5 protein-coding genes are annotated in these 11729 nt (G+C 43.4%); 2 read left to right on the forward strand and 3 right to left on the reverse strand.

Annotation, left to right across the window (positions count from 1 at the left end; translation table 11 throughout):
• Positions 1-534: 534 nt before the first annotated feature.
• A complete protein-coding gene (locus V7K41_RS02250; protein ID WP_334845526.1) occupies positions 535-3444 on the reverse strand; it encodes a DUF3131 domain-containing protein in 2910 nt (969 codons plus the stop codon).
• Between the two features lie 667 nt (positions 3445-4111).
• Between V7K41_RS02250 and V7K41_RS02255 the strand changes: the two genes are divergently transcribed.
• The gene (locus V7K41_RS02255; protein WP_334845527.1) at positions 4112-5380 is read left to right on the forward strand and encodes a hypothetical protein; all 1269 of its coding nucleotides are present in this window, start codon (positions 4112-4114) and stop codon (positions 5378-5380) included.
• 30 nt (positions 5381-5410) lie between these two features.
• Here V7K41_RS02255 and V7K41_RS02260 read toward each other — a convergent pair whose 3' ends face one another.
• Entirely contained in the window at positions 5411-6085 is a 675-nt protein-coding gene (locus V7K41_RS02260; protein ID WP_334845609.1) for an S-layer homology domain-containing protein, read from the reverse strand.
• Positions 6086-6328: 243 nt separating this feature from the next.
• Here V7K41_RS02260 and rpiA point away from each other — a divergent pair, with 243 nt between their 5' ends.
• On the forward strand, positions 6329-7039 hold the full coding sequence (rpiA, locus tag V7K41_RS02265; protein ID WP_099099407.1) for a ribose-5-phosphate isomerase RpiA: 711 nt from the start codon (positions 6329-6331) through the stop codon (positions 7037-7039).
• Positions 7040-7121: 82 nt separating this feature from the next.
• Here rpiA and V7K41_RS02270 read toward each other — a convergent pair whose 3' ends face one another.
• A complete protein-coding gene (locus V7K41_RS02270) occupies positions 7122-11429 on the reverse strand; it encodes a DUF4347 domain-containing protein (protein WP_334845528.1) in 4308 nt (1435 codons plus the stop codon).
• Positions 11430-11729 lie beyond the last annotated feature (300 nt).

Genomic DNA, 11729 nt, shown 5'->3' on the forward strand with positions numbered 1-11729 from the left:
CGATCAACCCAAAATTAGCGTTGTTCAATTGATCTATGTCTCTACAAGGATTTTGGTATTACTAAGATTTATGCAAAACTACACACTGTAGGGGCAATTTATTAATTATTCGGTGTCAACTTAAGCTGAAATCTTCTGACTGTATGAGTTTTGCCCTCAGCCCCAGCCCCTCTCTCTCCCAAAATTGGGAGAGGGCAACCCTAGAACACCAATTCAGTAATCCTCGAAGAACCTCTCCCCCTACCCCTCTCCTGCGAGGAGAGGGGAGTTTAGCTCCCCCAACGCTAGTAGGGAAGCAGGGTGGTTTCATACAAGTAGAGAAAAACTAAAACTGGGTTTCAAAGCCTCTCCCCCCGTGGGGGAGAGGAATGGAAGTGAGGGAAAAAGCCATGCCACTTTCACGAAAAATCAAGACTTATGTATTTTTCTTTTTTCGTATGAAACCACCCTGCCCTTCCTTTCTAGGGAAGGGGGCTGGGGGGTTAGGTTTTTGATTACTGAATCGATGCTCTAGAACACAGGGTTTCAGTTGTCTTATTTTGTGCCAGTTACTAGGTGAGCCTTTTGACTATCTGAAACCCAGTAACTTCCAGAACTATCAGAAGTTAAGTTGGTTTGTTGTGTGGCGCCGTTTGGTAGACCTCGCCCAGAATCTCCCTTAGTAACTGTCTGCCACCAAAGGGAGTTCATAGTGGTAATCGGACGAATTAAGGGTTGTCGATTTGTCAAATTGTATAGCAAGGATTGCAAAATCATACTGTTGGTGCTGCTGGTGAAACCAACTGCTGTTTTGCCGGTGGTTTCATAGAAGCCCTCATAAAATCCAACTAATGGATTATATAAGTCAGTCGTTCCTTCCTGTAACTGTTGACTATACTTATTGTCTGGAAGCAGGGCATTATAGGCAAAAGCCACTGCTGTACTTACCAATCGCCCCTTTGGTACTGGTTTACCGTTATCTCCTAAAGCTACCCAAGACTCACCTTGTCCAGTAATTGTACTGTGGACAGTGTAAGGTTTACGATCGATTAAGGTGGTGGCTGAGGCTGTGAGGGTGCCAGTGCGACGGTAACGTTCAGCTTGTGCTTGAAAAATTGGTTCAAAGAGCGATCGCATTTTTGGATCTAATCCAAACTCCAATGCATAGAGTACAAAAGGATTGCTAACTGTGTATTGGTTTTTGGAATTAGTATCTGTGCGATGGCGTTGAATTGGGACTTTCAGTCCCTCCACTGAGGTAGTTTGATATTCACCCCCAACAGCAGAACGATCGAGATTAAACCCCCATAATTGAAAAGCACGAGCGGCATATTCCTCATAACCCAAGCGAGTTTCGGGGTTAACGCGGGTGAGATATCGCCCATCTTGCTCTTTGGTAACGGTGGCACTAGAAAGAATACCTTCGCGCACCACACGCAAGTATGACCAATTCAGCACAATTTTATCTACGGCAGCCGTATATTCTGGATGACAGCTTTTTAAGTTGTACAGCGCTGCCAGCATTCTACCCAAATCTAAAGCTGACCAACCGTTTCCTTCTGGAACTGGATTTCCACCATAATCGACTGGTTGGAGAGTTTTGGTATCATAACCCCGACTTGGCAATTCCCCAGCAAATAACGGTAACTTTGTCAAAGCTCCTAAGAGATGACGGGTACGCTGGTCAAATTCTTTGGGGGTAATTGTATCGAGCGATCGCGCTGCGTGGAGTGCTGCGAGATAATCTCCCAATCCCCAGAGGGTTGCACCTTTGAAATCACTGCGATCGTCTATCAGCCCACTCTGGGAGTGATAATTTGCTTGAAAGTATCGCCAAGCCGCCTCTGCATAGCGCCGTTCAACAGGCGTTAGCGATCGATCTAGTTTCAGATTAGATGATGGCTGGGGACTATCCACTGGTGGAATAGGTGCAACGGTCACTTCTGTAGGTTTAGAAGTATCCGCAGGGGTTGCGATCAAAGTTGTAACAGTAGAATTCGGTTGATTTGCAGGTGTTGCACCAGAAGCATTTTCACTCGGCTTGTCAGTAGAATTCGGTTGATTTGAGGATGTTGCTGAAGAAGCATTTTCACTCGGCTTGCCAGTAGAATTTGGTTGATTTGAGGGTGTTGCTAAAGAAGCATTTTCACTCGGCTTACCAGTAGACACACTTGCAGAAGTGGAAGCAATTAAAGGGCGATTTCCCCTAGCTTTGTAGTATAAAATCTCCAAAATTAACCCATTAGTATTACCTGTCAAAGCTTTGTTGGGTTGTTTTGATTCTTCATAGATCCCAGCATAGTAACCGCTATCATCAGGACTGCGGAGATCCTTGACTGCATCAAAAACTTTGTGGGCATAAGCATTATCTGGAAACAGATAGCGCCAGCCAAAAGCAGCTTTTGTACTGATGCTGCGAAACTGGGGATAAGGTTGATTGGCATCGGTAATAGTTGCCCAATTTGCACCATTGGCGTAAACGGTGTTGTAGAGAAAATAAGGTGCTTGGTCGATATTATCTTCTGTTACCGCAGTTAACTGACCTGTGGTATCAAAACGCCGTTTTTGCACATCTAAAACCCTGGCAGCAAAATCAGCTAACTCACCTTGCAAGCCAAATTCAATCCCATCAAGGATATAAGACTCACTCACAACGTAATTATTAGCGTTGGTACTTTGAAAGTCACGGCTATCAACAGGAATTTGCACACCATTAATTTCAACTAACTTAAACGGTTCTAAAGCAATAGCCTTGGGTGCTGAGAAACCCCAAAGTTGATAACCCCTAGCGCCGTATTCTTCGTAGCCGAGTCGTCCTTCTTGCACTAGTAAGGTTTTCTTGTCAGGGAGAACAGTAGCGCCAAAAAGTTGTCCATCTTTGAGCGATCGCCCAACCTGCCATTTTGCTACAATTCCTTTGAGCCAGTCATTATATTGAGGATCGCAGGTACGGATAACATCAAACGCAGCCAGTATTCGCCCAATATCCAAAGCAGACCAACCAATACCCTGTTCTAGTGGATTGTTGCCATAATCAACCATCTTTGCAGTAGCTGCGTTATAGACTTTATTGGGCAAAGCATCTTCAAATAACTTCAAGCTGTTGAGAGTTGTCAAAAACTTATTGAGGCGGGAATCAAAATCTGCTTGATCGGTAAGATTCAACCATCGTGCAGCATTCAATGCCATCAGGTAGTTACCCATATCCCAGAGTGTACCTGAAGGATAACCCCCAGTAGAATTGGTAAATCCCGTTGCTGGCTGATAATTTTTGACAAAATACTGCCAAGCCGCACGAGCATAAGTTTGTTCTTCAGATGTGAGCGGGGCTGTAATATTGCTACAGCTATTGGAATTTTGGGATAAGACTGGTGTCGGGATGTAAAACAAAAATTGCAGAAATGTTCCAATTAGGAACAATGCAACCCATCTCAACAGCTTTTGTTGATGGTGCTTGTATAGCATAAGCAAAGAAGAAGTTAGGAGCGTGTCTGTACAGCTATCGATAGAGTGGAGTATCGCTAGTGAATGATATTCGCAAAAGTTCTAAATATCAGGGTGAATTACACGGAAATTTTGTATATTGTTTCTTTAAACGGAGTCTGTATACGGAAAAAATTTATATTTTGCCCAGAAATAAAAACATGGGTAAACAAAAGCAACGATCTTGATAAAAACATTATTCAGCACACAAATACAGCAGTTTTCTTTTGCATGAAGTACAAAGCTATGGGTTTGGAGGCAGGAGGCAGAGGTAGACTCAAAAATATTTTTTAAACTAAACGGTCTAGTATAAATTAGTATAAAATAGTTATTATAGCGGTTTGCAGTTGAGTCCAATACAGACCTAACCCCCAACCCCTTCCCTAGCAGGGAAGGGGAGTAAGATTCAAAGCCTCTCTCCTCTTAGGAGAGAGGTTTGGAGAGAGGTCAAAACTGTACTGCACCAAAACGAGAACCGCTATAGTAAATTTTTGACTTAAATAATGACTAATAATTTCTTGAGAAGTTACGATAAAATCACAATCAAATTTCAGTTGAGACATTTCCTTCCCAGCAAGTAAAAGCATCAAACAGCAATCCCTCTTTTGGGGATTTTAGGAATTTATAGTAAATCTCAATTACCAATCCCATGCCAAATCGTCATTATCCTCCCGCCTACTTACGCTATCTAAAAGCCAGGTTATGGAATCTAGGGCGACCTGGTTTTTGGGGAACTGCGATTTTTTTATCTGTAGTTGGGCTAGCAACCTGGGAATACTGGTCAAACCCAGATATTTTCGTTTATAAGCAAAAAAAACCAGTCGTTTTACAAAAGTCTGCTGATTCTTCCCTGTCAGAAGAAAACAAAGCTATTGCAGCAGATATTGATAACCTACCAGTTTTATTTAATGACTTTGAGCAAGCAACTCTCTCATTAAGCGCAAATGCGCCTGAAGAAAAGACTGAGGCAAAAAAGAGCAAAGGCTTATTAGATGATGTAATTAACAAACAAAAGTCTGATAGTAATACCAAATTAAATCCTGGTTTAGGTGTTAACGGCGACACCTCTCCAACCCCGAAAAATCTCTTTGTCCAACAAACAGACAATTTATTGCGTACTGGAACAGTTGATAGTAGTAACCAGTTTCTAGGTCTTAAAACCTTAAATGCGGCGTCTGAACCAACAGGGGCAGACCAAACATCTTCTAGCCTGGGTGTTGGATTCACTAATCAAACCAATAAAAATCAAAATTCTCTCTCTATTAACCCTCTGCAAGCAGCGCTTAATCAATCGACAAACCAGAAATTGTCTGACTTCAATGGTACCACTGCAACTCAGACAAATGGCTTGGGGCAAGTCTCCGCTCCAGGAACAACCCTAATGCCACCCATCAATAGCTTAACTAGTCAGAATTCTCCACCAAACACTGGGTTAACTGCTGGGACAGGCAACACATCAACGGGTACAAACTTACCACAAAATTCTTACAGTAATTTAAATAACGGTCAGGTATTGCCTAATAATGGGTTAACTACGGGTACGAACTTACCGCAAAATCCCTACAATAATTTAAATAACGGTCAAGTAGTGCCTAATGTAGCACCAAGTAATACTGTACCTTATTCTAGCCAAAGTCCGAGTCAAAGTGTTGTCACACCCACAAACCCTGTGGTGTATGGGAATTATGGTTTACAGCAGCCGATTATGCAACCACCACAATCTAATTATGGAAATAATGGCTTGCAGCAACCGACCCAATTACCACAATCTAATTATGGGAATTATGGCTTGCAGCAACCGACCCAACCACCACAATCTAATTATGGAAATAATGTGACGCAGCAACCAACACAGTCTAATTCCTTATATCTTCTTCGCCAACTTCGAGACAAGTATAGAAGTCCGGGTCAAAACTGATTTTAAGCACGTTGGCTTGATAAAGTCTAGCTAAGGTGATTGTGGGCTATTTGGAATCATCGGAACTTCTGGTGTTTCGGGTTGTTGCTGTTGTCGTTGCAAATATTTACTCAATACATAAGCCATATCCCCACGGGTTACGGGTTTTAATGGGGAAATATTGCCTTGAGCATCTGTATTCAGAAATCCCTCACTAGCTACTGTAGCGATCGCTTTTCTAGCCCAAGCTGGGATAGACTTTTCATCTGGATGTGAAGCTAGAATCTCATTCACAGCGGCATCAGGAAACTGAAATACACCATAAGCCTGGGCGAAAATAGCTAGAGCTTCTGCCCTTGTCACCTTTTGGTTAGGGAAGAATTCATTGCCTCGATAGCCTTTCATGATGTCAGTTTTTAGGACTGTCTGTATATCATTAAATGCCCAATAAGAACGAGGAACATCTGGAATACTTAAATTTTCTTTGGTAACAGCTTCTCTTTTATCTAGGCGAAATGCTTTTACCATAATCGAGGCTAATTCTGCCCGACTCAGTAACCTTTCTGGATAAAACTTGCCATCGGGAAAGTTTGTCATCCATTTAGCAGCAGTTACCTGTTGAATGGAATCAGCTGGTATTCCAGAAGTAGATTCTGGTACTTGAGCAATTGCTGGCAAGCTTTGTAGTAGTGCCATTAAAGATAGAGTAATTGAAAGCTGACGCATCATGATAACCACTTGTAGCTGCTAACGTGAATTTAAAAAACTACGTTACTGAGTTAACGCAAAATTTCATCTTACGTTAATGACGAATTTGGGCTAGGGAATGTTGCATAGCTACGTAGTGCGTTAGCTGGTTTTGATCCTCAAGGGAGTAGAAATCAGCAAAAACTTGTTTTTTACCTTTGATGTTTTGGCGTTATCTGCCCACTACTATGGACTATAGTCAGTTTTTCAGGAGTTTTGGGAATGACAGCAGCAGCAGATCCCGTAAAGTTGATGAAGCAAGAAGTTGGCAAAGCCGCCGCCGCCCTAGTCAAGTCTGGTTCCATTGTCGGGTTGGGTACGGGGTCAACTACAGCATATACGATTCAGTTTTTGGGCGATCGCCTCAAGTCTGGTGAACTCAAAGATATCATTGGTATACCTACCTCGTTTCAGTCAGAAGTGCTGGCGAAGCAGTACGGTGTTCCTCTCGCCACCTTGGATGCTATTGACCACATCGATATTGCCATTGATGGCGCAGATGAAGTCGATCCGCAGAAAAATTTGATTAAAGGCGGTGGTGCAGCACATACCCGTGAAAAAGTCGTAGACTACCTAGCAGAACAGTTCATCGTCGTAGTAGACAGTGGCAAGTTAGTTGAACGCTTGGGTTCCAGTTTTGCTGTGCCCGTGGAAGTGATTCCAATGGCAATTACTCCTGTAACCAATGCCATCAAAAAACTTGGTGGCAAACCAGAACTCCGCATGGGTGTAAAAAAAGCTGGGCCAGTAATTACTGACCAAGGCAACTTTGTCTTAGATGTCAGATTTGACTCTATTGAAGATCCAGCCGGACTAGAAAAGACATTGAATAACATTCCCGGCGTTCTGGAAAATGGTATCTTCGTTAACTGTGTCGATTTAGTTTTGATTGGTGAAGTTAAAGATGGTCAGCCATTAGTGCGGCAACTTTGACATACTCCCCACCCTTCAAGGGTGGGGATTCTAGGCTCAAACAGCAACAGCATGCTTTTTCACTACAGACTAGAACTGAGCACTAGATGATGACGTTAGTACCGACTACCAGATTTGTAGCCGTGAAATTATTCAAAGTCGCCAAGGTGTTATCGAAATAACCATTAACTTGTGTAGAAGTACCCGATTGCACAAACTTTAGGTAACCATCTAAGATGGGATTGCTGCCACTGTAGCCCTGACTCTTAAACACATCAGTAAGGACTAACTTATCCTCGCTCTGATTAAAGTCAGTAATCGTATGATTAGTGCTAGAGGCTTGGTAGATGAACTGGTCATTACCGCTACCGCCAGTCAGGGTATTATTATAGTCACCAGCAAAGAGGATGTCATCATCTGCCCCACCGACGAGGCTATTGTTACCTGCACCACCAATAAGGGTATCATTACCAGCACCACCAAGTAGCGTATCGTTACCTGTACCACCGCGTAGTAGGTCGTTACCACTCTTGCCATCAATGCTGTCATCACCCCCCAGACCATTAATGACATCAGATGAGTTGTCAAAACCATTGACATTGTTGTTTAGGTCATTGAGAAAGGTGACTGTGTTTTTGTTGAAGATTGTACTTTGGGTAGAGTTGGCATCGAAGACATCAAAGCTGTCACTAATACTGCTTTGCCCATCAAACAGGATATTGCCCAGCGTTGATAGGTTGTCTAGCTTTTCTAGCGAAAAGTTTTGCAGGATAACTTTATCATCAGCCGCCCCTTCAAAAGTGATTTCTAGATTGCTACCATTCTGGGTGAGTAGCAGATTTCGGGCAGTCAATCCAGCACCTTGGAATTTGAGAGTATCCAATTCGCCAATGATTGCTGCCGAGGGATTTGAGCCTTTACCTACGCCATCGAAATCAGTGATGGTATCAACACCATCACCTAAGTTGTAAACAAATTGATCCTTGCCACCGCCACTAGTTAGGATGTCGTTGCCTTGATTACCTGTGATAGTATCGTTCCCAGCTTTAGCATTAATTATGTCACCGTAGTTCTTGCCTACTAGATTATCAACGCTAGTGGTTCCGATCAGACCGTTAAACTCTAATGCACCAATATCAACTGTACCTTCAGATATTCTGTCAAATCCAGTGCCGCGTTGGTCGGTGGTAATACGTGCTGGAATCAGGGCATTATTGCCCGCGTTAATGGCAGGACTATCCTCAAGTAAGGCATGAGTCAAGGTTGCACCGCCGTTATTTTGCAGCGGACTGAGTTTGGGATCAATGGGGTTGGCGCTAGTGCCGAGGAGTGTGCTGATAGTAAAGCCAGTACCACCAGTGCGATCGCCAATCAGGTTATTGCCAAGGTCGCTGAAAGTACCGAAAACATCCCCTTGTAAGCCGAAGTTGCCTGCAATGATAGTGTTGCCAACAATGACAGTGCCATCAGAGTCATTGAAAACGCTTCTACCCTGGCCGTCATAATACTTCTGCAGCTTACCGTCCTCACCAATAATATAATCTGGTCTGATGTAATTATTAGTAATAGTGCTGTTAATGAGAGTAAGGGTGCCTTTGTTAGAGATGCCATTGCCCTCTTTGTAGGAGCTATTGCTAGAGACAGTACTATTGTTAAGGTTGAAGGTGCCTTGGTTAAAGATGCCGCCGCCGTAAGTCGCATCACTGTTAGAGACTGTGCTTCTCGTTATGCTGAGGTTGCCTGTGTTAAAGATGCCACCGCCATAGCTATCTATTAAATAAGTGCCAGGTTCGCGCTCATAATATAATACGGTGGATAGGTCATTACTAGAGACAGTACTGTTAGTTAGGCTGAGACTGCCTTTGTTGAAGATGCCGCCACCATAAGTATATCCTGTATTACCAGAGACAGTGCTTCCCGTTAAGCTAAGATTGCCACTGTTAAATATGCCGCCTCCTAATGACGACCCAATATTATCAGAGACAGTAGTGTTAGTCAGGCTAAGGCGACCTCTGTTAAAGATACCGCCTACCGACCCACTATTGTCAGATACAGTGCTATTGGTCAAGCTAAGGCTGGCATTGCTATTGAGCAGAATACTACCAAAGGCATCCCTAGCATTAGCAATTTTCAAGTCATTAATGTTGGTATCTGTTCCTGTACCTGATATCTCGAACACGCCAGAGGCATTATTCCCGCTGATGGTAAGGTTAGATACCCCAGTTCCCAAGATAGTTAGATCGTCGTTAATCGTCAATTTCCCAGAGGTCAGGGTAATGATATCTGGGGTGGCATCGGTGAACACGCCCGCAAAGGTAATGGTACCTGCCCCAACAGTAGCATTGGCATTGAGAATAGCCTGCCGCAACGATCCTGCTCCTGAATCGTTAGTATTAGTCACTACTGTGTCAGTATTAACAGGTGGTGGGCTAGTGGACTGGACTTCATAAGCGCCAATATCCACTGTATCGCCGGATATTCGGTTGAATCCGGTGCCCCTTTGGTCAGTAGTAACACTACCAGTAACTAGAGAATTATTGCCTGCGTTAATAGCGGGACTATCGGCAAGTAAAGCATCAGTAAAGGTTGCACTACCGTTATTTTGTAGAGGGCCGAGTTTGGGGTTAATGGGGCTGGCACTGCTGCCAACGAGGTTACTGGTGGTCAATCCGGTGCTACCAGTGTTATTACCAATCAGGTTATTGCCTGAGTCGTTGAAGCTTCCAGCCACATCGGGGTAGATATTTGCGGAGGTGGACTTATCGAAGTTGCCTGCAATGATGGTGTTCCCAACAGTGATAGTTCCACCACTATCGTTAAAAACACCGCCACCGTCGCCAGTACCATCGCCGTTTGAGTCAGTTGTGTTATTGGCAATCGTGGTGTTGATAAGGGTGAGGGTGTCATTATTATAAATGCCGCCACCGTCAGAGGTTGCCTTATTATCAGATACAGTACTGTTAATCAAGATTGCTGAACTTGATCTATCAAAATTCTGCTCAGAGAAGTATGAGTTAGAAATGCCCCCTTCTTTATTGCCAGAGACACTGCTATTGGTAAGTTTAAGAAAGCTACCTACGTTAGAGATGCCTTCTGCTCTATTGTTAGAGACACTGCTATTGGTGAGACTAACGAAACCAGAATAAAGAGAATAAAGGCTGCCACCAACATCATTAGCGATGCCGCTTTGCGTATTGCTAGAGACACTGCTATTAGTTAGACTGACTGTACCACCAAAGTTGGAAATACCGCTTCCTGTATTGCCAGAGACACTGCTTCCCGTTAGGTTGAGGAAGGCAATGTCAAGATTATTAATGATCCCGCTTCCTGTATTACCAGAGACACTGCTCCCCGTTAGGTTGAGGATGCCAGAGTTATAGATGCCCTCTCCCGTATTACGGGAGACAGTGCTGTTAGTGAGCTTAAGAATAGTACTGGCATCGACTAAAATACCGCTGCCATTGTAATAATTAGTATTGATATTACCATTAGCAACGGTCAAACCATCAATCATGGCATCTGTTCCTATGCCCGATATCTCAAACACCCTGGAGGCATTATTGCCATTCACAATCAGATGAGATGCCCCATTCCCCAAGATAGTCACATCATCGGTAATCGTTAGTTGTCCAGAGGTAAGGGTGATCACATCTGGGGTGTTATCCGTGAATACACCTCCAAAACTAATCGTATCATCCCCAGGAGTAGCATTGGCTAAGTTAATTGCCTCTCGCAGTGTGGTGATGCCGTTGTTCGCATTCCCATCATCCGTATCTCCGGTATTATTCACTGTGAACCTAGCTAGTACTCCTGCGTAAGCTTCTCGCGTCGTTTCTGCAAACGCCAGATTTACTTCCATATCAGCGGTGCGAACTTCTAACTCCCAGTTACCACCTAATGCTGCATTGCCAATTCGCTGACGCGAAGCAGCAATATTCGCTCCTGTGAGTTGGTGCAGTTTTTCTACAAATTCTGTCCCTGCATCACCCAAAGCTACATTGCAACCATAGATAAGTAAGTTGCTAGGGTTATCGGCTTTGCCAGAGGTGGAAAATATCTTCTGCCATTGTTGGAGTTGCTGGCTGTATTCGTCGAGGGTATCAATTCCTAAATGGGTATTGCCCAATTGTAAGCAACCTGGGCCACCGTGGCACACAATATGAATGTTAGCCAAATTCCAGCCATGTCTAACGACAAGTCGCTGCGCGTCTGCCCAACTCGCCAGAATTTTCGTAATTTGCTCAACACCGTTCTGTATCGAGTCAAGCACGAACACTTGACTATTGGGAAGCACACCATTGACTAAATCGCTATAGTCTTCAACCGCCATATCGATGAAGACTAGACTATGAATATAGGAGATGGAAACTGCGGAATTTTCTGAGATGTGTGAGGTATGTAGCGTTGCCATTTTGTTACTTCCAGCTAAGGTAATGAGAGAAACTCAAACCAACTTCAGCCTTGTAATTACAGGGTTTTCACACAACTACGGAGAGTAAAAAACTAGATTTTTACTAATTATTTTCCCTTTCTTTGCCATCATCTAACAAGTTGCTAATTTTGTAAAGCAATAAAAGTATGTAATTTTACTGAGTTACCCAATTCACATATAGCAGATGTATCAAAAATCTAGGTTTTTATGCTGGTTCATCCTAAAAACCTAGATTTTTTGCTCACAAATGCAGTTTCTCAAGTTTTGTTGAGATCGTGT

The organism is Nostoc sp., assembly GCF_036917415.1.
Classification (GTDB): domain Bacteria; phylum Cyanobacteriota; class Cyanobacteriia; order Cyanobacteriales; family Nostocaceae; genus Nostoc.